The sequence below is a fragment of the Geodermatophilus sp. SYSU D00779 genome (assembly GCF_054050595.1).
This window is the reverse complement of the sequence record NZ_JBJGZQ010000025.1, coordinates 62,971-84,312: the sequence shown is the minus strand read 5'-3', so window position 1 is coordinate 84,312 and position 21,342 is coordinate 62,971. Positions and strand designations below refer to the sequence as shown.

The 21,342-nt window shown below is 73.2% G+C and carries 21 protein-coding genes; 13 read left to right on the top strand and 8 right to left on the bottom strand.

What is annotated here, in order from left to right; genetic code table 11:
* Positions 1-16: 16 nt before the first annotated feature.
* Both ACI79G_RS19060 and ACI79G_RS19055 read left to right on the top strand, forming a co-directional pair.
* The gene (locus tag ACI79G_RS19060; RefSeq protein ID WP_456882673.1) at positions 17-499 is read left to right on the top strand and encodes a GNAT family N-acetyltransferase; all 483 of its coding nucleotides are present in this window, start codon (positions 17-19) and stop codon (positions 497-499) included.
* 71 nt (positions 500-570) lie between these two features.
* Positions 571-1,671 (top strand): hypothetical protein, encoded by a 1,101-nt coding sequence (locus ACI79G_RS19055; RefSeq protein WP_456882672.1) that lies wholly within the window; start codon positions 571-573, stop codon positions 1,669-1,671.
* Between the two features lie 55 nt (positions 1,672-1,726).
* Here the strand turns inward: ACI79G_RS19055 and ACI79G_RS19050 are convergent, their stop codons facing one another.
* Positions 1,727-2,017: a hypothetical protein gene (locus tag ACI79G_RS19050; protein ID WP_456882671.1), complete on the bottom strand. Its 291-nt coding sequence runs from the start codon at positions 2,015-2,017 to the stop codon at positions 1,727-1,729.
* Positions 2,010-2,912, bottom strand: a complete 903-nt coding sequence (locus tag ACI79G_RS19045; RefSeq protein WP_456882670.1) for a PspC domain-containing protein — start codon at positions 2,910-2,912, stop codon at positions 2,010-2,012. Before ACI79G_RS19045 ends, ACI79G_RS19050 begins: the two co-directional genes overlap by 8 nt.
* Positions 2,913-3,035: 123 nt before the next feature.
* Between ACI79G_RS19045 and ACI79G_RS19040 the strand changes: the two genes are divergently transcribed.
* The 3 genes from ACI79G_RS19040 (at position 3,036) to ACI79G_RS19030 (ending at position 6,592) form a co-directional block, all read left to right on the top strand.
* Entirely contained in the window at positions 3,036-4,220 is a 1,185-nt protein-coding gene (locus ACI79G_RS19040) for an ATP-binding protein (protein ID WP_456882669.1), read from the top strand.
* Positions 4,217-4,903 carry a response regulator gene (locus ACI79G_RS19035; protein WP_456882668.1) on the top strand — a complete coding sequence of 229 codons (687 nt, stop codon included), beginning with the start codon at positions 4,217-4,219 and terminating at the stop codon, positions 4,901-4,903. Before ACI79G_RS19040 ends, ACI79G_RS19035 begins: the two co-directional genes overlap by 4 nt.
* A gap of 117 nt (positions 4,904-5,020) precedes the next feature.
* Positions 5,021-6,592 carry a P-loop ATPase, Sll1717 family gene (locus ACI79G_RS19030; protein WP_456882667.1) on the top strand — a complete coding sequence of 524 codons (1,572 nt, stop codon included), beginning with the start codon at positions 5,021-5,023 and terminating at the stop codon, positions 6,590-6,592.
* A gap of 80 nt (positions 6,593-6,672) precedes the next feature.
* Here the strand turns inward: ACI79G_RS19030 and ACI79G_RS19025 are convergent, their stop codons facing one another.
* From ACI79G_RS19025 to ACI79G_RS19015, 3 genes are all read right to left on the bottom strand, one after another.
* Entirely contained in the window at positions 6,673-7,407 is a 735-nt protein-coding gene (locus tag ACI79G_RS19025) for a PIG-L deacetylase family protein (RefSeq protein ID WP_456882666.1), read from the bottom strand.
* Positions 7,408-7,491: 84 nt separating this feature from the next.
* Positions 7,492-8,406 carry an RNA polymerase sigma factor SigJ gene (sigJ, locus tag ACI79G_RS19020; protein ID WP_456882665.1) on the bottom strand — a complete coding sequence of 305 codons (915 nt, stop codon included), beginning with the start codon at positions 8,404-8,406 and terminating at the stop codon, positions 7,492-7,494.
* The gene (locus ACI79G_RS19015) at positions 8,403-8,957 is read right to left on the bottom strand and encodes a carboxymuconolactone decarboxylase family protein (RefSeq protein WP_456882664.1); all 555 of its coding nucleotides are present in this window, start codon (positions 8,955-8,957) and stop codon (positions 8,403-8,405) included. Before ACI79G_RS19015 ends, sigJ begins: the two co-directional genes overlap by 4 nt.
* 154 nt (positions 8,958-9,111) lie before the next feature.
* Here ACI79G_RS19015 and ACI79G_RS19010 point away from each other — a divergent pair, with 154 nt between their 5' ends.
* Positions 9,112-9,519 carry a YybH family protein gene (locus ACI79G_RS19010; RefSeq protein WP_456882663.1) on the top strand — a complete coding sequence of 136 codons (408 nt, stop codon included), beginning with the start codon at positions 9,112-9,114 and terminating at the stop codon, positions 9,517-9,519.
* 117 nt (positions 9,520-9,636) lie between these two features.
* Here ACI79G_RS19010 and ACI79G_RS19005 read toward each other — a convergent pair whose 3' ends face one another.
* Positions 9,637-9,909 (bottom strand): chorismate mutase, encoded by a 273-nt coding sequence (locus ACI79G_RS19005; protein WP_456882662.1) that lies wholly within the window; start codon positions 9,907-9,909, stop codon positions 9,637-9,639.
* A gap of 266 nt (positions 9,910-10,175) precedes the next feature.
* On the opposite strand from ACI79G_RS19005, the gene pcrA reads away from it, so the two are divergent.
* Entirely contained in the window at positions 10,176-12,473 is a 2,298-nt protein-coding gene (gene pcrA / locus ACI79G_RS19000; protein WP_456882661.1) for a DNA helicase PcrA, read from the top strand.
* 206 nt (positions 12,474-12,679) lie between these two features.
* Here pcrA and ACI79G_RS18995 read toward each other — a convergent pair whose 3' ends face one another.
* The gene (locus ACI79G_RS18995; RefSeq protein ID WP_456882660.1) at positions 12,680-13,510 is read right to left on the bottom strand and encodes a M23 family metallopeptidase; all 831 of its coding nucleotides are present in this window, start codon (positions 13,508-13,510) and stop codon (positions 12,680-12,682) included.
* A 376-nt stretch (positions 13,511-13,886) separates the two neighbouring features.
* A complete protein-coding gene (locus ACI79G_RS18990) occupies positions 13,887-14,783 on the bottom strand; it encodes an esterase/lipase family protein (RefSeq protein WP_456882659.1) in 897 nt (298 codons plus the stop codon).
* Between the two features lie 160 nt (positions 14,784-14,943).
* On the opposite strand from ACI79G_RS18990, the gene ACI79G_RS18985 reads away from it, so the two are divergent.
* The 6 genes from ACI79G_RS18985 (at position 14,944) to ACI79G_RS18960 (ending at position 21,255) form a co-directional block, all read left to right on the top strand.
* Positions 14,944-15,987, top strand: a complete 1,044-nt coding sequence (locus ACI79G_RS18985) for a hypothetical protein (RefSeq protein WP_456882658.1) — start codon at positions 14,944-14,946, stop codon at positions 15,985-15,987.
* Entirely contained in the window at positions 15,984-16,379 is a 396-nt protein-coding gene (locus tag ACI79G_RS18980; protein WP_456882657.1) for a methylmalonyl-CoA mutase, read from the top strand. Before ACI79G_RS18985 ends, ACI79G_RS18980 begins: the two co-directional genes overlap by 4 nt.
* A gap of 204 nt (positions 16,380-16,583) precedes the next feature.
* A complete protein-coding gene (gene sucC, locus ACI79G_RS18975; protein ID WP_456882656.1) occupies positions 16,584-17,744 on the top strand; it encodes an ADP-forming succinate--CoA ligase subunit beta in 1,161 nt (386 codons plus the stop codon).
* 28 nt (positions 17,745-17,772) lie between these two features.
* Positions 17,773-18,651, top strand: a complete 879-nt coding sequence (gene sucD / locus ACI79G_RS18970) for a succinate--CoA ligase subunit alpha (protein ID WP_456882655.1) — start codon at positions 17,773-17,775, stop codon at positions 18,649-18,651.
* A 224-nt stretch (positions 18,652-18,875) separates the two neighbouring features.
* The gene (locus tag ACI79G_RS18965) at positions 18,876-19,982 is read left to right on the top strand and encodes a hypothetical protein (RefSeq protein WP_456882654.1); all 1,107 of its coding nucleotides are present in this window, start codon (positions 18,876-18,878) and stop codon (positions 19,980-19,982) included.
* 76 nt (positions 19,983-20,058) lie between these two features.
* The gene (locus tag ACI79G_RS18960; protein ID WP_456882653.1) at positions 20,059-21,255 is read left to right on the top strand and encodes a cell division protein PerM; all 1,197 of its coding nucleotides are present in this window, start codon (positions 20,059-20,061) and stop codon (positions 21,253-21,255) included.
* The last annotated feature ends 87 nt before the right edge of the window (positions 21,256-21,342 follow it).

Below are 21,342 nucleotides of genomic sequence, written 5' to 3'. Positions count from 1 at the left end.
TGGTGTCATCCGCGGCGTGGACGTCACCCTCCGGCCGCTGACCGACGCCGACGTCGACGCCGTCGTCGCGTTCTCCCTGGACGCGTGGGCGCCGGTGTTCGCCGGATTCGAGCAGCTCATGGGTCCGCGGGCGTACCGCTTCGTCCACCCGGACTGGCGGACGGCACAGGCCGCGGCGGTGGCCGAGGTGTGCCGGTCGCTCGACGCCTGGGTCGCCGACGTCGACGGCACCCCGGTCGGCTTCGTCGCCGTCCGGTGGACCGAGGAGGGCGCCACCCCCGTCGGGGAGGTCGAGATGGTCGCCGTCGCCCCGGCGCACCAGCGGGCCGGCATCGCGAGCCTGCTGCTGGAGCGGGCGGTGACCGAGATGCGGGCGCGGGGTGTGCCGCTCGCCGTCATCGCCACCGGTGGGGACGACGGTCACGCGCCGGCCCGTGCCCTGTACGAGCGGCACGGGTTCACCGGCCTGCCGCTGGTGCGCTACTACCGGACGCTCTGAGGTCTGCTGACTCCCACCCTGGTCATCCGGGCCCGCACCTCGCCGGATCCCGGCCAGGCAGACTGCCGGGTGTGACGGGGCAGGTGTGGGTCGTACGCGCCGGTGAGCAAGCGCGGTACGTGGAGGAGTTCGAGCACGGCCGGTACATCGCCATCGGCTTTCGAGAGCTCGCGGAGGACGACCTCGCTGACGTGGGTCCCGAGGCGTTGCGCGCCCGTGCCTCCAACCCCACCCAGCACAACTTCGCGAGTCAACTGATCAACTTCGCCTTCCGCATCGAGATCGGCGATCTCGTCGTCGTTCCGCGTCTGCCTAAGCGGCGCGACTACCTCGTGGGCCGGGTGACCGGTCCTTACCGGCACGTGCACCCGGACCGTCCATCCGGTGTCCACCAGCGGCCCGTGGAGTGGCTCGGCACCTTCCAGCGCGAGGCGTTGAGCCAGGAGGCGATCAACACGCTCGGCGCGATCCTCACGGTCTTTCGACCGAGCAGGGCGGAAGCCGAGCTCCGGTCCTTGATTACGGCCCTCACCTCGCCCGACGCGACGGGTCGGGCGATGTCCCAGCCCGCGCCATCGGCCACGTCCTCCGACCCGGTCGGTTCCCGGTCCCCGGATGGCCTGGACGGAGGGCAGCGTCGAGACGGGTCGATGCCGGTGATCCAGTTCGATGTGCGCCTCGATGGGCATGGGCGCGCGGAGGTCGTCTGTAATCATCCGGCTCTCGTGATGGAGCAGGTCCCACGTCACCTGGATCCCTCGGGGAGTTGGCGCGGCGTACCGGGCATCTACGTCCTGACGGGCACTGACCTCGAGGTCGCGTCGACCAGGACCGGCCTGGAACGCACCCTGACCACCACGTCCATCGTCCGGCCCTGGGCCTACGTCGGCCTCAGCGAGGACTTCCTCGGTCGGCTCGGTAGCCACCGGCAGAACAAACCCGAGTGGCGGAGGGCGCTGCTGGTCCGCAGTGGCGGGACGCCGTTTTCCAGCGACGACATCAAGTACCTGGAGCGGGAGGTGCACGCGGTCCTGGCCGACACTGACGAAGTGCGCATGGACCAGGCGACGCCTCGCGGCAACCTCTCAGCTCGACCGAAGAACCTCGGGCTGCTCGACGCCTGCGCCCATGCAGTCGTCTCGGTGCTCCGGTTGACCGGGACCCTCATCTGAGGCACGCACGAGGGCCCGGGAGCCGATCGGCTCCCGGGCCTCGTCGTGCGGTGGGTCAGCGCCTGCGGCGGGCCTTGCGCAGCTCGCTCAGCAGGAGGGCGACGCCGCCGCCGACCAGCAGCAACCACCCCAGGCCGCCGCTGAACAGGAGGTCGACGGGCAGGACTGCGCCGACCATCACGGTGAGCGCCAGGACGACGAACAGCAGCCCCGGGAGGAGAGCGGTGAGGTCGACACCGCGGCGCTGCGGTGGCAGCGGGTCCTCCGTCTGCAGCGGGGTGATCTCGCCCCAGGCGTGCTCCTGCCAGGCGGTCGGGGTCGTCGGGAACTCGCTGTAGTCAGGCACGGTCCACCTCCACGTCGCCGAGGCCAGCGTTGATCGTCAGCACGATGTCGGGCTTGCCGTCCCCGGACCAGGTGGCGCCGGATCCGAGGGAGAGTCCCTCGTCGGAGTCGAGGTCGAGGACCTCGACCTCGCCCAGACCGCTGTGGACGTCGACCCGGACGTCGGCCGAGCGGGGGACCAGCACGTCGACGTCGCCCATGCCTCCGTTCACCTGGGTGGTGACGGGCTGGTCCAGGCCGGACAGGTCGGAGAGGTCCAGCGTCGTGTCCCCGAGGCCCAGCGAGTAGACCGGCTGGACGTCGGCGGCGGTCCTCGGGTGGTAGGTGCGGTCGCCCACGTCACCCTCGACGTCCTCCCACGGCTCAGCCGCGGACACGAGCAGGGCGAGGGACAGGACCGTGCCGAGCGCGATCAGCCCGCCCTTGGCCCGCCGTCCACCGGTGAAGGCGGCGGCGACCAGGCCGAGGCCGACGACCAGCAGCGCGGAGCCGAAGAAGCCGACGGGGCCGACGTCCCAGCCGGTGAACCGGGTGAGTGCCGCCAGCAGGCCGACGACGATGAGCAACCCGGCCAGGGTCACACGTGGAACCGGCGAGCGCGGCCCCGCCGGGCGGGATGCGCGCGGGTCACCCGCGGTGTGCTCGGCCGGCATGAAGATCCACAGCAGCAGGTAGACCGGGACGCCGGGGCCGGCCAGGGCCAGGGCGACGAAGCCGATCCGCCACAGCAGCGGGTCGATGCCGCTGTACTCAGCGAGACCGCCGGAGACGCCGCCGAGGACCTTGTCGGTGCGGCTGCGCCGCAGCGGCGGGCGGTCCGACGGACCGGCCGGCGGCTGGTACGCCGTCGCCGGGGGGTCCGGCGACGGGGGAGCGGGAGGGGGTGTGGAGGTCATGGCATTGAGCCTGGTGCTGTGGGAGCGCGCGGTCCATCAGGGAGTCCCCCCATCCGACCCGGGTCCGCGACCCCGGGTGCTCCCCGGTGCCGCGGAGCGCCGTCCCGGTGCGACGATCGCACCATGACCACGACCCTGCCCGTGCCCGTGCGGCCGCCGCTGGTGCGCCCGCGCTCGGGGCGCCTGGTGGCCGGCGTGGCCGCGGGGACGGCGCTGCACCTGGGTGCCGACACGCTGGTCGTCCGGGTGGTCTTCGTCGTCCTCGCCGCCACCGGCATCGGCGTCGTGCCCTACGTGCTGCTGTGGTTCTTCATGCCGGTCGCCGACGTCGACGCCGACCCGGTCGCGCCCGAGGCGACGGAGGCCCCCAGCCGCCGGCAGGCGGTGGGCCTGGGCCTGCTGGGCCTGGGCGCCCTGGTCGTCACCAGCAGCCTGGGGGCGTGGGGCGGCAGCAACCTGGTGGTGCCACTGCTGCTGGTCGCCGTCGGGCTCACCGTGATCTGGCGCCAGCTGGACACCGACCGCACGCTGGCCCGCCCCCGCGTGCGGTGGGTGCTCGCCGGCGGCGTGGCCCTCGGCGCGGTCGGCGTCGTGCTGCTGCTGGCGACCACCGGCCAGCTGGCGAACGCACGCAACGGCTTCGCCGCGACCCTGGTGATCCTGGTCGGCGTGGCGCTGGCCACCGCGCCGCTGTGGCGCCGGCTGTTGACCTCCCGCGAGGCCGAGCGCACCGCCCGGATCCGGTCCGAGGAACGGGCCGCCGTCGCCGCCCACCTGCACGACTCGGTGCTGCAGACCCTCGCCCTCATCCAGCGGCACGCCGACGACGCCACCGCGGTCTCCCGGCTGGCCCGCAGCCAGGAGCGCGAGCTGCGGACCTGGCTGTACGAGCCGGCGGCGGCCGTGGGCGGCGGCACCTGGGCGGCGCTGGTGTCCGGCGTGGTGGCCGATGTGGAGGCCGACCACGCGCTGACCGTCGAGTCGGTCGTCGTCGGCGACGCACCCCTGGACGACGCCCTCACCGCCCTCGGCGCGGCCACCCGCGAGGCGCTGGTCAACGCCGCCAAGCACTCCGGAGCGGCCGTCGCGGACCTGTACACCGAGGTCTCGCCGCAGCGGGTCGCGGTCTTCGTCCGCGACCGCGGTGCCGGGTTCGACCCGGCCGCGGTACCTGGCGACCGGCGCGGGCTGCGTGACTCGGTGACCGGTCGGCTGACCCGCCTGGGCGGGACGGCGACGGTGCGCTCGGCACCGGGCGAGGGCACCGAGGTGGAGCTGTGCCTGCCCCGCGAGGAGGCGGCCGCGTGAGCACCCGCGTCTCTCCGGGAGGGTCCGGCCGCCCGACCGTCTTCCTGGTCGACGACCACGCCATGGTGCGCTCTGGTGTGCGCGCGGAGCTCGGTGGCGCGGTCGACGTGGTCGGTGAGGCCGCGGACGTCGAGGGCGCCGTGGAGGGGATCCGGGCGACCGTGCCCGACGTCGTCCTCCTCGACGTGCACCTGCCCGGCGGGGGCGGGCGGGCGGTGCTCGAGGCGCTGCGGGCCGAGCTGCCGTCGGTGCGCTGGCTGGCGCTGTCGGTGTCCGACGCGGCCGAGGACGTCATCGCCGTCATCCGCGCCGGCGCCCGGGGCTACGTCACCAAGACCATCTCCGGGCCGGACCTGCGCGACGCCGTCGCCCGCGTGGCCGACGGTGACGTGGTGTTCAGCCCGCGGCTGGCCGGGTTCGTGCTCGACGCCTTCGCCGCGACGACGCCGTCCGCCCCGCAGCGCGAGGACCCGGCCACCGATCCCGGCCTGGACCTGCTCAGCGCCCGCGAGCGGGAGGTCATGCAGCTGCTGGCCCGCGGCTACACCTACCGGGAGATCGGCTCGCGGCTGTTCATCTCGGTGAAGACGGTGGAGTCCCACGCGTCGAACGTGCTGCGCAAGCTGCAGCTGTCCAACCGCAACGAACTCACCCGCTGGGCGGCCACGAACCGGCTGCTGTGACCCCGTGCGCATCAAAGTTGGTCCGGCGATGCCTCATGTCGGCTCGCTCCTCCTCGCTAGTCATGAGAGAGTCGTCGCGACGGGGGGAAACTTATGGAACACGCAGGCTTTGGTGGGTTGTACTTCGGCATGGCCGCGGCGGAGAACGAGGTCGCCGAGGATCCCGACCGCTTTTTAGACACATACTTCGATAGATGGTCACTAATTCATGCTGTCGAGGAGCACAGTCGATTTCTTGTCTTAGGACCCAAGGGGACCGGAAAAAGTGCTGCCGCGCACTATGTTCGACTTGCCTGGTCTCGAAAATATGGCCCCGAGTCCGTGTTCTCGACTTTTGTGGATTTCGATGAACTGAACAGGACTCAGTCTCCACTTTCAGCTCTCGACAAGAGACTGGTGGGCGACGTGCCGGCGCTCACGGACTCGGCATGGCGGCTTTTCCTTGGCGTGCGCTTGCTTGATTCGCTCATCGCTGACCCTGCTTCGTCGCTCAGTCGAGATCCGCAGGCTCTAGAGTTGGTGGATCGGCTTAGGGTCAGCGGTCTCGCGACAAATGACTTCCCCCAGGTCCTTCGTCGTGTTCGGCAGCGAAGGGGAACTCTCGCGATCCCAGCTCTCGGATCCGTTGAAGGTGGCTCAAGCGAGTCTGATCAGGTGTCGGTGAGCCAACTCGGAGAAGCTCTATTGCGCTTGGCGGTTAAGGCTGACACGCCAAACAAGCATCTCCTGGCCATCGATGGGTTGGATAAGGCAATTGGCGACAACTCCGCCTATTGGCAGACGTTAGCAGCCTTGGTCCGAGTGGCCGACTCACTGACGCGCTCTTTGAAGGCTGCTGGAGCAAAGCACACATATGTAATGATCATGTGTCGGAGTGATGTTTTTCGGAGGGTCCGCTTCGCCGATGCCGCGAAGATTGCTGCCGACGGCGCGGTTCATATGGATTGGGGTGCAGAAGCCGAGGATCCGCAGGATGTGCAGTTGTGGGAGTATATTGCCCACAAGGCGCAGGCTGGTGCGAGTTACTTGCTGAACCAGATGCCTGAGGCCATACGCGTCGGTGGCCATCAGAAGGTGGCATGTGACCGGTACCTGCTGCAATTCACGCGCTACACGCCGCGAGACATGACACTGCTATTCTCGACCCTTCAACAGATCAACAGTTCTGGCAGGCTGAGTAATTCTGAAGTTCGCCGAGCGGTAGACACCTTCTCGACGAGACATCTCCTGACGGAGATCATGTCCGAGGCGACGGGCCTGCTGCCAGACTTGATGATAGACCGATTTGAATCAATCCTTAGCTCGTTGCCGCGCAGAATCTTCGAGCGCGAGGACTTAGAAGCCGCCATGCGCGGGGCGGGCTTCAATACGACGGTCGACGTCGACCAGTTCGGTGAGTACCTCTTCCTGCAAGGGGCTATCGGCAACTATAGGCGCGGCGCAGGGTATGTGCAGTTTTATCACCGACGCGACGCCTATAAATGGCAAAAGAGTGGCCCCTGGGTGATGCACTCAGGCTTGGTGTACGCCTTCAACCTTCCATGGGCTAATGCTCCTGCGTCCAAGGGGATTGAGGGAAGGACCTCGGATAGCCAAAGTGCCGAAGGAGCTGATCCGTCGAGACTGGGTTCGTGGACGACAAGGCAACGAAGGCGGACCCGTGGGGGTATGCCCCTAGCGCTGGAGTGAGAGGCTGAGGGGCTTCAGGGGCATGGCAATGCACCGTGTCTCCCGCCGCTGGGGAATGCTGGCTGTGGGCGACTTCTAACTTACGCCGTGTAAACGACCTGGAAGCTCTCGCCGAGCCGGCCCTGCGGCAGGCCCAGGCGGCGGCCGTTCTGGCGCATCCAGTCGGTGACGAAGCCCTCCAGGTCGTCGATGTGGCCGACCTGGCTGACGTGGCTCTTGAGCGCGGCGAACTTCAGCTCGACGACGTCGGTCACGTCCACGACGTGGTCGGCGCGCGGGCTGGTGGTGAGCCACACCTCGGACACCGTCCAGGCCTCCAGCCCCTCGTCGGCGAGCAGCTCGGGGAAGGCGAAGGGGTTGCGGGCGTCGGGGTAGACGGCCCGCAGCGTGGACTCGCCGACCGTCATGTGGTCGGGGTGGCTGGCGCCGATCCGGTCCCACATCCGCTCGGGAGAGCTGGTCAGCACCCGCTGAGGGCGGACCTGGCGGATCACCCGGCTGATGTCGCGGCGCAGGTCGAGGGTGAGTTCCAGCCGGCCGTCGGGGTGGCCGAGGAAGCGCACGTCGGTGACGCCGACCGCCTTGGCGGCCGCCTCCTGCTCGGCCCGCCGCAGCGGCCCCATCTGGTCGCGGGGGGTGTCGTCGAACCCGCCGGCGTCGCCGTCGGTGACGATCAGGTAGGTGACCTCGGTGCCGGCCGCCGTCCAGGTCGCCACGGTGCCGGCGCTGCCGAAGTCGATGTCGTCGGGGTGGGCGAGCACGCACAGCGCGCGCTCCACGTGCTCGGCGGGCCTGCGGGGCTGCGGTGAGGTCACCCGCGCGAGCCTAGATAAAGGACCACCCTTCCCCTCACGCCTCGCAAGCTCGGCGTGGGCCCCTGAAGGGTGGCCACTCAGCCCTCACCTCTGTAGGCCAGCCAGCTTCTCGGGGTTGCGCACGACCAGCACCTGCGCGACGAGCCCGTCGACCAGGACCAGCGAGATCGTGAGGTACGGCGCACCCCCGACCCACGCGACGACGCCGGGGGCACCGTTGACCTCGGCGACCTCGACGTGCAGGCCGGGGATCGCCAGCCCCTGCGCGGTGGTCGCCACGAGGAAGCGGGCCACCTTCTCCGCGCCCACGATCGGCCGCAGCGCCGCCTTCGCCCGGCCCCCGCCATCGGTCACCAGGACGACGTCCGGGGCCAGCGCGGCCAGGAGCGCCTGGACGTCGCCACCGGCGCAGGCGGCGAGGAAGCGCTCGGTCGCCAGCCGCTGCGTGGACCGGTCGGTGTCGAAGCGCGGCTGCCGGGCCCGCACGTGCTCCCGCGCACGGTGCGCCGTCTGCCGGACGGCGGCCTCGCTGCGGCCCAGGATCGCGGCCACCTCCGCCGCCGGCAGACCGAACACCTCCCGGAGGACGAACACGGCTCGCTCGGCGGGGGACAGCGTCTCGAGGACCACCAGCAGCGCGAGCGAGACCTGCTCCCCGAGCGCGGCGGCGTCGTCCGGGTCCGGTGGCGGGGCGCCGCCGGCGACCGGCGCGCCCCCGGTGAGCAGCGGCTCGGGCAGCCACGGCCCGACGTAGCTCTCCCGGCGGCTGCGCGCCGAGTCCAGCCGGTCGAGGGCCAGCCGGGACGTGATCCGCACCCGGTACGCCCGCGGGTCGGCGACGTCGGCCCGGTCGGTCGCCGACCACCGCAGCCAGGCGTCCTGCACGACGTCCTCGGCGTCGGCGACGCTGCCGAGCATCTGGTAGGCGACCGTGAACAGCAGCCGCCGGTGCTGCTCGAAGGCCGCCAGCGGGTCGGCGCCGGCGTCCGCGGCGGTCATGCCGTGGCCGGGAGCTCGCAGCGGTCCCGGAAGCCCTGGCTGGTCAGCCCGAGCGCGCTGTTGAACCGCGACCGGACGTTCTCCACGGCCACCACCATGGTGAGCTCGACCAGCTGGGCGTCGTCCAGATCGCGCCGCAGCTCGGCCACCATCTCGTCGGTCACGGCGGGCGGGGTCGCCGTCACCGCCTCGGCGTAGGCCATCACCCGCCGCTCCAGGCCGGTGAAGACGTCGCTGTCCCGCCACCGCGGGACGGCGCGCAGCTTGGCGGGGTCCACGCCTTCCTGGGTGCTGATCCAGTACCCGAAGTCGACGCACCAGGAGCAGCCGATCGCGACGGCCGAGGCCATGACGGCGAGGGCCTTCAGCGTGCGGTCGAGCCGGTCCCACCTGGCCAGCGACGTCTCGAAGCGGACGTCGGTCAGGAGCACCCGCGGGTGGTGCCCCATGGCGGCGAGCGGGTCGGGCACCACGCCGTAGGTCCGGCGCGCGTACCACTCGGCGAGGCGGTACAGGCGGGTGCGGGGCGGGTCGAGCGGGATGCGGGCCATGGTCGCCGTCCTCTCCGTGGGCTGGTGCCCATGGAGACGGGACGGCGGCGCCGGACGTGACGCGCCGGCGCGGGTTCCGTCCGGGCGCGGGACGCGAGGACCCTGGCTGCCGCACGGCGGACCGTGCGGTGGTCCGCCGGGGGAGGAGACGGTCGTGGACGCCGCACTGGCCCGGGCCCTGGAGCGTGTCGCCGACGGGCTGGCGGCGATGGCGGCGGGGAACCCCGGCCCGTACGCGGCCTGCTGGGCCGATTCCCCCGACGTGACGTTGTTCGGCGCCTGGGGTCCGATCGAGAAGGGGCACCACGCCGTCACCCGGACCTTCGAGTGGGTCGGCAGCCGGTTCAGCGACGGTGAGTTCGTGCCGCGGTACGAGGTGGTCGACGTCAGCGGCGACCTCGCCTACACGGTCGGCCTCGAGCAGGGCACGGTGCGCGTCGACGGCGGCGAGGCCCGGCCCATGACCATCCGGGTGACGCACGTCTACCGACGGGTCGAGGACGACTGGTGGCTCGTCCACCGCCACGCCGACTTCCCGCCGCCCGACCAGCGCCGCGGCTGAGGTGGTGGAACAGCCACCCTGCAGGGATCCGCTGACCCCTGCAGGGTCCCGCCGCGAGCGTGCGAGGGCGGGGAGCAGGGGGTCCTCTGACGAGGCGTGGGGGGAAGGGTGGTCCTTCTAGAGGCGGCCGCGGCCCTGGCGCAGCAGCATCATGCCGAGCGCGGCGCCGTCCGGGCCGAGCGCGGCCTGGAAGCGGGCGAGCACCTGCTGCTCGCGGGCCAGCGAGAGCCGGGTGCCGCCGGCGGCGCGGCGCAGCTCGCCGATCTCCCGGGACACGGCCAGCCGACGCTGGACCAGCGCGATGATCTCGGCGTCGCAGTCGTCGATCCGTCCGCGCAGCTCGGCGATGCGCTCGTCGGCGGCTGGGGTGGTGGGGAGCGTGGCGGTCATCGGGTCCTCCGGGGCGGGACGGTGGCCGTCGGACCCCGAGAACGAGAAACGCCCCGGGCTCCTCGGGCCCGGGGCGTCTGTTGCGGCGGTTGCTCAGCCAGCGGTGACGGACACCGGATCCCGGTGGCCGTAGTAAAAGCTGACGGTGGCGAGCAGCACGTCGCCGAGTCTGCCACAGCGCCGACGGCGGTGGCCAGCGCGACCCCTGCGGACGGCGGTCCGCGACGGCGGGCCGTGTTCCCCGACCGAACTACAGTGGTGTGGTCATGAGCAGCGTCCAGCAGGCCCTCCCCGGCACCGCGTCCCTCCAGCGTTCCGCGTCCGGCTCGGTGGGGCGGGAGCTGGACCGCATGCTCGCCGGCCTCAACGGGCCGCAGCGGCAGGCCGTCGTCCACGAGGGCAGCCCGCTGCTCATCGTCGCCGGCGCCGGCTCGGGCAAGACCCGGGTGCTCACCCACCGGGTCGCCTACCTGCTCGGCGCCCGCGGCGTGCAGCCGGGCGAGGTCCTGGCGATCACCTTCACCAACAAGGCCGCCGGGGAGATGAAGGAGCGCGTCGCCGCGCTCGTCGGCCCGCGCGCCCGGGCGATGTGGGTGTCGACGTTCCACTCGATGTGCGTACGCATCTTGCGCGCCGAGGCCGCCAAGCTGGGCCTGAAGTCGTCGTTCACGATCTACGACCAGGGCGACTCGGTACGGCTCATGACCATGGTCGCCCGCGACCTGGACCTCGACGCGAAGCGCTACCCCGGCCGCAGCCTGGCCGCGCAGGTGTCGAACCTGAAGAACGAGCTGGTCGACGAGGAGTCCTACGACCCCCAGACGGCGCCGGAGAGGGTGCTCAAGGAGGCCTACACGCTCTACCAGCGGCGGCTGCGCGAGGCGCACGCCATGGACTTCGACGACCTGATCATGACGACGGTCAACCTGCTGCAGGCCTTCCCGGACGTCGCGGAGCACTACCGCCGCCGCTTCCGGCACGTCCTGGTCGACGAGTACCAGGACACCAACCACGCGCAGTACGTGCTGGTCCGCGAGCTGGTCGGCACCGGCGAGGGCCCGGTGCCGCCGGCCGAGCTGTGCGTGGTCGGGGACGCCGACCAGTCGATCTACGCCTTCCGCGGCGCGACGATCCGCAACATCGACGAGTTCGAGCGCGACTACCCGCAGGCCACGACGATCCTGCTGGAGCAGAACTACCGCTCCACGCAGCGCATCCTCAAGGCGGCCAACCAGGTCATCGCCAAGAACACCGGTCGCCGTGCCAAGAACCTGTGGACCGACGCCGGCGACGGCGAGCTGATCGAGGGCTACGTCGCCGAGAACGAGCACGACGAGGCCGCCTGGGTCGCCGAGCAGATCGACGCGCTGGTCGACGCGGGCGAGGCCAAGCCGAAGGACATCGCGGTCTTCTACCGGACCAACAACGCCTCCCGGGTGTTCGAGGAGGTGTTCATCCGCGTCGGCATGCCCTACAAGGTGGTCGGCGGGGTGCGCTTCTACGAGCGCAAGGAGGTCCGCGACGCGCTGGCCTACCTCAAGCTGGTCGCCAACCCGGCCGACGTGGTGAGCCTGCGCCGCATCATCAACGTGCCCAAGCGGGGGATCGGCGAGAAGGCCGAGTCCTGCATCGAGTCCTTCGCCGACCGGGAGCGGATCGCGTTCGGGTCGGCGCTGCGCCGGTGCTCGGAGGTCACCACCCTGGCGCCGCGGTCGCTCAAGGCGATCCAGGAGTTCGTCGCGCTGCTGGAGGAGTTCGAGCAGCTGGCCGGGACCGGCTCCGGCCCCGCCGCGCTGCTGGAGAGCATCCTCGACCGCACCGGCTACCTCGCCGAGCTGGAGGCCAGCACCGACCCGCAGGACGAGGGCCGCGTCGACAACCTCAACGAGCTCATCTCGGTGGCCGCGGAGTTCGAGGCGGCCAACCCGGGCGGCTCGGTCCCCGACTTCCTCGAGCAGGTGTCGCTGGTCGCCGACGCCGACCAGATCCCCGTGGCCGGGGACGAGGCCGGCGTCGTCACGCTGATGACGCTGCACACGGCCAAGGGCCTGGAGTTCCCGGTCGTCTTCCTCACCGGCATGGAGGACGGCGTCTTCCCGCACCTGCGCGCCCTCGGGGACCCGCGCGAGCTCGAGGAGGAGCGCCGGCTGGCCTACGTGGGCATCACGCGGGCGCAGCGGCGGCTGTTCATCTCGCGGGCCACGGTGCGCACCAGCTGGGGGCAGCCGGCCTACAACCCGCCGTCCCGCTTCCTCGACGAGCTGCCGCCGGACACCGTGCGGTGGGCGGGCAAGGAGCCGACGCCGGCGCCGAGCACCGGCTACCGGTCGGCGCAGCAGCGGGTGGCGGCCACCGGGCTGTCCACGGGCGGGCTGCGCGGCGGCGCGGGCAACCGGGCGGTCATCTCCGTCGACGTCGGGGACCGGGTCAGCCACGACGCCTTCGGGCTGGGCACGGTCGTCGAGGTCAACGGCGTGGGGGACAAGGCCCAGGCCACGGTCGACTTCGGCTCCGGTGGCACCAAGCGCCTGGTCCTGCGCTACGCGCCCCTGGTCAAGCTCTGACCCGAGGAGCGGGGCCCGGAGGCTCCCCGACGAGGGTCGGGGAACCGCGGCACGGGCGGACGGCACTCGGGTCCCGCGACGCCTGAGGGAGCCGCCCTGCGAGGTGCGTCGAGGAGTGGGCCCGGAGGGTCCGACACGAGGCGCAGGACGCGCTCCGCGCAGCAGGGGCACGGCACTGGCCGCGGTGTCGGCCGGAGGCCGACAGATCACACGGTGACGCCGTGCTCGGCGAGCCACTCCTGCGGGTCGATCGGGCGGCCGGTCATGCCGCCGCGGTGGATCTGGTAGTGCAGGTGCGGGCCGGTGGACTGGCCCTCGTTGCCGATCTTGGCGATCTGGTCACCGGCGTGCACGATGTCGCCGGCCTGGACGTCGTAGTAGCGCATGTGGCCGTAGACGTGGACGTTGCCGTCGGGGTCCTGGATGTAGACGGCGTTGCCGTAGCCGGAGGCGCGGCCGGCACGGATGACGACGCCGTCGGTGGCCGAGTGGATCGGCGTGCCGAGCGGCCCGGCGAGGTCGATGCCGTAGTGCATCGTGCCCCAGCGCATGCAGAAGCAGGTGGTGAGCCGGCCCTGCGTGGGCAGCACGGTCTTCGGCTCCCGGGCGGCGCGGGAGGCGGCCAGCTCACCGAGCCGGGCCTGGGCCTCGGCCTCGGTTATGCCGCGGCGCACGCCGGCGTCCTCGAGGTCGCCGCTGAAGCCGACGTCGGAGGCCACGCCCAGGCCGTAGTCGGCGGCGCTGACCGACAGCCCGGCCGTGTCGCTGCCGAGGGTGCTGGGCAGGGCGGCGACGACGGCGCCGGCGACGAGCGCGGCGAGCCACACGGGGCCGCGCCGGCCGGGCGGGCGCGGCAGGCGGCGACGGCGGCCGCCGGCGGCCTCCTCGGCGGCGTCGGGACCGGGGGCCTCGGCGGCCGGCGCGTCGCTCGTCTCGACGAGGGCGGGGACTGCGGGGACGGCGGGGATGGCGCCGGTGGCGGGCCCGTCGTCGGTGCGCGGTCGCTCCAGCAGCGCGGGGCCGGTCGAGCGGGTCACGGGACACCTTCTTCGGGAGCGCCTCCCCGAGCGGGTGCCGCGGGGGCGACCCGTCGGGGGAGCGACGGCGGCGGGGGCGTCCGGGGACGCCTGCCGGCGGGTACCGGCTCCGTGATCGGACCGTAACGATCAGTCAGCTCTGCGACGGGTCACCGACACCCGGGTGTCGACACGGCTGCGCCGGGTGGGGCGGGTGTGACGGGGGTGGCGGTGTCACGGCGCACGACCGCCCGCCACGCGGAACGGGTGTGGCGGGCGGGGGGCGTGGGGCGGCACTGCTGCGAGGCCCACCGCCGGCTCACGAGCGGCCGAGGCGGTGGCCCCGTCCAGAGGCTCGCCCCGAGCCTGCGAGGGGTGAGGAGGACGGGGTCCTCTTTCAGGCGACGGCGGCCCGTGCGGGGGCCTGGGCGCGCGGCCGGCGGTGGCCGGCGAGGGTGGCGGCGACCTCGTCGAGGACGTTGCGGTGGAAGGGCAGGGACATGTGGCCGATGCCGCGCACCAGCACGTTGCGGGCCTGCAGGTCCGGGTGGTCGCACCGCCCGGCACTGGTGGGGAGGACGACCTGGTCGAGGTCGCTGTAGATCGCGGTCACCGGCGTGCGGATGCCCGGCGCGGGCTCGGTGAGCTCCCGCAGCACCGGCGAGCCCGGCCGGAGCTGGCGCACCAGCGGGGTGGGCAGCAGGTGCGCGAGCACCGACCCCTGGTGCGGCGTCCCCAGCGTCACCAGCGACTCGACGTGCCGGTCGCCGCCCTGGCGCTGCACGTGGTAGCGGGCGATCAGGCCGCCGAGGCTGTGCCCGACGACGTGCACCCGCTCGTGCCCGGTCTGCTCGCAGACGCGCTGCAGGTGCTCGCCGAGGTCGGCGGCGCCGCGCGCCACGTCGGCGAGCAGCGGGCTGTAGTTCCAGGAGCAGACGGAGGTGAACCCGCGCCGGCGCAGGCTGCGCCGCATCACCGCGAAGACCGAGTGGTTGTCGATCAGACCGTGCACGAGGACGACGGGGACGCGTGCGGCCAGCGGGTCGGCGGCGAACAGGGCGCGCACCGCGGGCGGCTGCTCGCCGGGACGACACCGCGGGTCGGGCCGCAGCTGCTCGGTGCGCGTGCCGAGCGGGTAGATGAGCGCGTGGGCCCCGACGAGGGCCAGTTCGGTGAGCCCGCCGGTCAGCGTGGCCAGGCTCACCAGCGACCGCACCGGGTGCCGTGGCGCTCCCGGTCCGCCGGCGTCGGTGTGCGACGCTGGATCGGACTCCGGGTCGCTGAGTGGGCGCATCGTTCCTCCCCGTCCGGGACCGCTGATCAGGCTCGTCCCGGCGGGGACGACGACCTCACCGGGATACCCCAGTTCACCTGACGGTAAAGCGGCGTTGTGGTGTTCGTCACACCGGCGCCACGCGCCGAGGCCAGTTCGTGACCGAGACGAAGGGGGAACCGTGGTGGCCGGCGATGGCTCGACCCGCGACCGCTCGACCCGCCCCGAGGGGAGGGCGGCGCGCCCCTCCGCCCGTCGCGCCGGACCCCGCCGCCCGCCCGAGCCCGCCGCTGCGGTGCCGGCCGACGGGCTGGTCGTCGGCGACCCGCCGGTGCTCGCCCGCGTCACGGGGGTGCTGCTCGTCCTCGCCGGCCTCGCCGGGGCGGCCGCCCTCTTCCCGACCTACCTCGTCGTCGGCGGCACCGAGGTGTCCCAGTCCGCCGGGGCGCTCAGCCTGCTCGCCGGGCTGCTGGTGCCCCTCACCGCCGCGGTGGTCGGCGGCGGCCTCGTCGCCGGCCGGGTGCCGCGCCTCGGCCTCGCCTACGCCGGGATCGGCGGGGCGCTGGCCCTGGGGCTGCTGCTGATCGAGCTCTACCGGGCCAGCACCTCCACCATCCGGCCGGGCATCGAGGTGATCGCCGGCCAGCGGGTGCTCACCAGCTCGGTCGACGTCGGGCCCGGCTGGGTGCTCGGCGTCGTCGCCCTGGGGCTCACCGTGCTGGCCGGCGTCCTGGGGGTGGCCGCCTGGGGGCGCACCGTGATGGACGACGCCGGCACCCTCGACCCCGTCCGCCCGGCGCTCGCCGGCGCCGCGGCCGTGCTGGGGGTGGGCGCCGTGCTGTGCCTGGTGCTGCCGGCCGCGGACCTCCCCGACCGCATCGTCACCGACCCGACCACCGGCCTGCAGGTCGTCGTCGCGCAGGAGGGGCCCCAGGGGCTGCTCGAGCGTCCCGGCCTGGCGTTGCTCGGAGGCCTGCTGCTCGCCGGGACCGTCGTCCTGTGCTCGGTGCTGGCCCCCTCGCTGCGGCCCCGGTTGGCCGCGGTCGGCGGCCTGCTCGCCATCGCCGCCGTCGTCCTCGCCGCCGGTCTGGGCGGCCTGCGCGACGCCGTGGTGTCCGACGAGCTGGAGTGGACGCTGCCCGGTGTCGGGCTGCTGCTGGCCGGGGTCGGCTACGTCGTCCTCACGGTGCTGGCCTGGCGGCTGCGCCGGGCGCCGGCCCGGTGACCGCACCCGGCCCGGCCGGCGAGGAGCGCATCCGCGTCGTCGTCGCCACCTGGGCGGACGACGACGACGCGGACCGCGTCACCATGAGCGTCGCCCGCGGCCTGCGCGACGCCGGGGTGGAGGTGGTCCACGCCGGCCGGCTCCTCCCGGAGGCGCTCGCCGACACCGTCGTCCAGGAGGACGCCGACGCCGTCGGCCTGCCGGTGCTCCCCGCCGACGCGCCGGTGCTGCTCGCCCGGCTGGTCGCGCTGCTGGCCGACCGCGGCGTCGACGACGTCGCCGTCTTCGCCTGCGGCCGGGACGCCGACCTGCCCGGTCGCACCCGGCTCTTCCCGCCCGGCAGCCCGCCCGAAGGCATCGCCGACTGGCTGCGCGGGCAGGTCGGCAGGTGAACGGGAGCGCCGGCTCCAGCACCCCCGAGGCCACGCACGTGTCACCCCCGCGGTGAGCAGGGCAGTCGTCGGACGGTGGCGGACCGGCGCACGGCTGCGGCTGCTCGCCGTCGGGGGACTCCGGTGGCCGGGGTCGTGTGATGCCGCCCACCCTCCCTGCGCCGGTGCACGGCCCGCGTCCGGCGGGGGATACGGTGCCTGTTCGTGGATCTCTTCGAGTACCAGGCCCGTGACCTGTTGGCCTCGCACGGTGTGCCCGTGCTCCCCGGCGGCGTCGCCGAGACCCCCGAGCAGGCGGAGGCGATCGCCCGCGAGATCGGCACCTCCGTCGTCGTCAAGGCGCAGGTGAAGACCGGTGGCCGCGGCAAGGCCGGCGGCGTCAAGCTCGCCGACAGCGCGGAGGACGCCCGGGCGCGCGCCCAGGACATCCTCGGCCTGGACATCAAGGGCCACATCACCCACCGCGTGATGGTCGCCCAGGCCAGCGACATCGCCGAGGAGTACTACTTCTCCTACCTGCTCGACCGCGCCAACCGCACCTTCCTGGCCATGGCCAGCGTCGAGGGCGGCATGGAGATCGAGCAGCTCGCCGTCGAGCGCCCCGAGGCCCTGGCCCGCATCCCCGTCGACGCCACGGTCGGCGTGGACACCGCCAAGGCCACCGAGATCGTCGACGCCGCGGGCTTCCCCGCCGAGGTGCGCGACCAGGTGATCGCCGTCGCCGTCCAGCTGTGGAACACCTTCGCCAAGGAGGACGCCACCCTGGTCGAGGTCAACCCGCTGGCCAAGGCCCCCGACGGCACCGTGCTGGCGCTGGACGCGAAGGTGACCCTGGACGAGAACGCCCGCTTCCGGCACCCGCAGCACGAGGAGCTCGAGGACTCCGCCTCGGCCGACCCGCTGGAGGCCGCGGCCAAGGAGAAGGACCTCAACTACGTCAAGCTCGACGGCCAGGTCGGCATCATCGGCAACGGCGCCGGGCTCGTGATGAGCACGCTGGACGTCGTCGCCTACGCCGGTGAGGAGTTCGGCGGCGTCAAGCCGGCCAACTTCCTCGACATCGGTGGTGGCGCCTCGGCCGAGGTCATGGCCAACGGGCTGCACATCATCCTGTCCGACCCCGCGGTCAAGAGCGTCTTCGTCAACGTCTTCGGCGGGATCACCGCCTGCGACGCGGTCGCCAACGGCATCGTGCACGCGCTGCAGCTGCTCGGTGACGAGGCGACCAAGCCGCTGGTCGTCCGGCTCGACGGCAACAACGTGGAGGAGGGCCGGCGGATCCTCGCCGACGCCAACCACCCGCTGGTGACCCTGGTGGACACGATGGACGGCGCCGCCCGCCGGGCCGCCGAGCTCGCCGCCTAATCGCCCCCGAACGACAGGACCAACAGAGATGTCGATCTTCCTCAACGAGAACAGCAAGGTCATCGTCCAGGGCATGACCGGCTCCGAGGGGCGCAAGCACACCCAGCGCATGCTGGCCTCGGGGACGGCGATCGTCGGCGGCGTGAACCCGAAGAAGGCCGGCCAGAACGTCGACTTCGACGGGGCCAGCGTCCCGGTGTTCGGCGGGGTCGCCGAGGCGATGAAGGAGACCGGCGCCGACGTCAGCGTCATCTTCGTGCCGCCGGCCGGCGCGAAGAACGCCGTCATCGAGGCCGTCGACGCCCAGATCGGGCTCGCCGTCGTCATCACCGAGGGCATCCCGGTGCACGACTCGACCTACTTCTGGGCCCACGCCCAGGGCGGCTCGACCCGCATCATCGGCCCGAACTGCCCGGGGCTGATCAGCCCGGAGCGCTCCAACGCCGGCATCATCCCGGCCAACATCACCAAGCAGGGCAAGATCGGGCTGGTCAGCAAGTCCGGCACGCTGACCTACCAGATGATGTACGAGCTCCGGGACATCGGTTTCTCCACCTGCGTCGGCATCGGTGGCGACCCGGTCATCGGCACCACGCACATCGACTGCCTGCAGGCCTTCCAGGACGACCCGGAGACCGAGGCCATCGTGATGATCGGTGAGATCGGTGGCGACGCCGAGGAGCGGGCCGCGGACTTCATCGAGGCCAACGTCACCAAGCCCGTCGTCGGCTACGTCGCCGGCTTCACCGCGCCCGAGGGCAAGACGATGGGCCACGCCGGCGCGATCGTCTCGGGCTCGGCCGGCACCGCGCAGGCCAAGAAAGAGGCCCTCGAGGCCGCCGGTGTCCGCGTGGGCAAGACCCCGTCGGAGACGGCCCGCCTGATGCGCGAGATCGTCGGCGCCTGAGAGAAGACACCCTGCCCCGCCACTTGCGAGCTCGCGGCGGGACCCTGCAGGGGGCCGAGCGGATCGCCGCTGCCCGGTGGCCCTTCGGGGTCGCCGGGCAGCGGCGTCCCTGCGTCTCGCCCGCACCCGGACAGGGGATGATGGGCCCGCCGCGAGTGCACGGGCTGCGGGCCGGTGTCCACGATCCGCGCAGTCACCAGGCCACGACCGAGGAGCGCCCCGCGATGACCAGTCAGCCGCCTCAGCAGCCGGGCGGGTACGGGCACCAGCCGGGCGAGGGCGAGGACGCGCGGCGTCCGGACGGCGGGCAGTCCGCGCCGGGGCAGGCGCAGCCGTGGTACGGGCAGCAGCCGCCGTCCTACGGCCAGCCCGGGTACGGACAGCAGCCCGGCTACGGCGCGCCCCACGGCCAGCCGCCGTACGGCCAGCCCGGCTACGGCCAGCCGAGCTACGGCGCGCCCTACGGTCAACCGGGCTACGGCCAGCAGCCCGGGTACGGCTACGGCCAGCCGGGCCCCGGTGCGCAGTACCCACAGCCCCACGGCCAGCCGCCGTACTCGCAGTCCCCGTGGGGCCAGTCGGGCCACGGCCAGCCGGCGTACGGCCAGCAGACGCCCTGGGGGCAGCCGTACGGGCAACAGCCCCCGGCCCAGCAGCCGTGGGCGCCCCCGGCCCGCAGCGGCCCGCAGGTCGGCCTCGACCGCACGCGGGTGTACCGGGGCGACTGGCTGGTGACCCTGTGCGCCGTGGCGTTCCTGCTCTTCGCGGCGCTGCCGTGGTTCACCTTCGACTTCGGTTTCGGGTTCTCCGAGTCGATCAACGGGTTCGACTTCAGCCTGGTCACCACCGCGGCCGTGCTGCTCGTCCTCGCCGCGGTGTGGTCCCTGCTGCCCGCCGTCGTGGACCTCGGCCTGCCCTTCCCGCGCGGCTCCGTCACCGTCGGCCTGACCTCGCTGGCCCTCCTGCTGACCCTCGTGGGGTGGTTGAGCACCTTCGAGGGCGGCTTCAGCCCGTTGGCGCTGCTGACCGTCCTCACCGCGGCCGCCGCCGTCGTGGTCTCCGTCCTGACGCTGCTGCGCCAGCCGCACAACCGCCCGATCACGACCCCCGGTGGCACGTCCTGGCCCACCCAGCAGACCGGTCAGCCCGGGCAGCCGTGGCAGCCGGCCCCGTACGGCCAGCAGCAGCCGCCGTACGCCGCGCCGTCCGCCCCGGAGCAGTCCCCGCCGACGCCGCCGGGCCCCGCGACGCCGCCGTCCGGGGGCGACCGGGATCCCCGCCGGCCGGGCGGCTCGACCGCCTCGGGCGCGGGGTCCGACCCGTCCGCGTAGCCCTCCTCACGCCGATCCTCGGATCCGCCGGGCGCGTGCTCCGACGATCCCGGCCCGGCCTTGGGACAGTGGGAGCGTGGTCTCCCTGCTCGCCCGACTGAGCCTGCCCGGGCAGCGGGACCCGGGCAGCCGCACCGCGCGGCACGCCCCCGTCCTCGCCGCCGTGGCGACCGCCGCCGTCACCGTGCTCGGCCTGCTCGGCGTGGGCCTCGCCTCGGTGGTGGTGCAGACGCTCGACCCGGCAGGCGGGATGCCGGTCGCCGGCTCGGCGCGCCTGTCCGGTCGGCTGTGGCTGCTGGCCCAAGGCGGCGGCCTGACGCTCGGGTCCGGTCCGCTGGTGCTGGCACCGCTGCTGCTCACCCTCGTCGTCGCCTGGGGCCTGTCCAGTGCCGGCCGCGGAGTGGTCCGCGCCTGCGACCTCACCGTCGGGCGGTCGCTGGCCGCGGTCGTGGCCGCGGCGGTCGGGACGCACACGCTGCTCGCCGTGCTCGTCGGGCTGCTCGTCACCACCCCGGGGGCGCAGGTCGACCTGGTGCGGTCCGCGATCGGCAGCGCCGTGGTCGCCCTGCTCGCCGTCGGCTGGGGGACCGCTCGCGACTCCGGCCTGCTCGACGACCTCCTCGACTCCGCGCCAGGGCCGGTGCGGCCACTGCTGCGCGCGGCAGCGGCCGGGCTGCTGACCGCCGTCGCCCTCGGCCTGCTCATGGTGGCGGTGGCCCTGGCCGCGGACGCCGGGGGCTACGCGGCCCTGTCGCGGTCCCTCGGCGGGTCCGGCGCCGGCGCGGTCGGGCTCCTGGTGCTCGGCGTCCTGCTGCTGCCCAACGCCGCCGCGGCCGCGATCGGCGTGGCCGCCGGTCCGGGCTTCGCCGTCGGCAGCGGCACGCTCGTCTCCGTGCACGGCGTCACCCTCGCGGCGGTGCCGGCGCTGCCCCTGCTGGCCGCGCTGCCCGACACCCAGGCGGTGCCGCTGCTGGCCTTCGCCTCCCAGGTGGTGCCGGCGCTCGCCGGCCTGGTCGCCGGCGCGACGCTCGGCCGACGGCTGGGCGACGACGACGGCGGCTCGGTCGTCGCCGGGCTGTGGGGTGTGCTGTCGGGCGTGCTGCTCGGCCTCGCCTGCGGCCTGCTCGCCTGGGCCGCCGGCGGCTCGCTCGGCGACGGCGCGCTGGCCGACGTCGGCGCGCCACCGGTCCGGACCGGGCTGGCGGTGGCGCTGCAGGCCGGCGTGGCCGCCGCGGTCGCGGCCGCGGTCACCCGCTGGCGGTCGCTGGGCTGAGCGAGTCCCCGGCCCCCATGCAGGAGCCCGCTGCCGGCCCCGTCCCGGGCACAGCCCTGAGCCTGCGAAGGGTGGGGGGCCTTCAAC

What these genes read in the sequence shown, in the direction of transcription:
- ACI79G_RS19040 (WP_456882669.1), top strand. Translation starts at nt 3,036, where the DNA reads ATGACCACGACCCTGCCCGTGCCCGTGCGGCCGCCGCTGGTGCGCCCG.
- ACI79G_RS19045 (WP_456882670.1), bottom strand. Translation starts at nt 2,912, where the DNA reads ATGACCTCCACACCCCCTCCCGCTCCCCCGTCGCCGGACCCCCCGGCG.
- ACI79G_RS18990 (WP_456882659.1), bottom strand. Translation starts at nt 14,783, where the DNA reads ATGCGCCCACTCAGCGACCCGGAGTCCGATCCAGCGTCGCACACCGAC.
- sigJ (WP_456882665.1), bottom strand. Translation starts at nt 8,406, where the DNA reads ATGACCGCCGCGGACGCCGGCGCCGACCCGCTGGCGGCCTTCGAGCAG.
- ACI79G_RS18965 (WP_456882654.1), top strand. Translation starts at nt 18,876, where the DNA reads ATGACCAGTCAGCCGCCTCAGCAGCCGGGCGGGTACGGGCACCAGCCG.
- ACI79G_RS19015 (WP_456882664.1), bottom strand. Translation starts at nt 8,957, where the DNA reads ATGGCCCGCATCCCGCTCGACCCGCCCCGCACCCGCCTGTACCGCCTC.
- pcrA (WP_456882661.1), top strand. Translation starts at nt 10,176, where the DNA reads ATGAGCAGCGTCCAGCAGGCCCTCCCCGGCACCGCGTCCCTCCAGCGT.
- ACI79G_RS19005 (WP_456882662.1), bottom strand. Translation starts at nt 9,909, where the DNA reads ATGACCGCCACGCTCCCCACCACCCCAGCCGCCGACGAGCGCATCGCC.
- sucD (WP_456882655.1), top strand. Translation starts at nt 17,773, where the DNA reads ATGTCGATCTTCCTCAACGAGAACAGCAAGGTCATCGTCCAGGGCATG.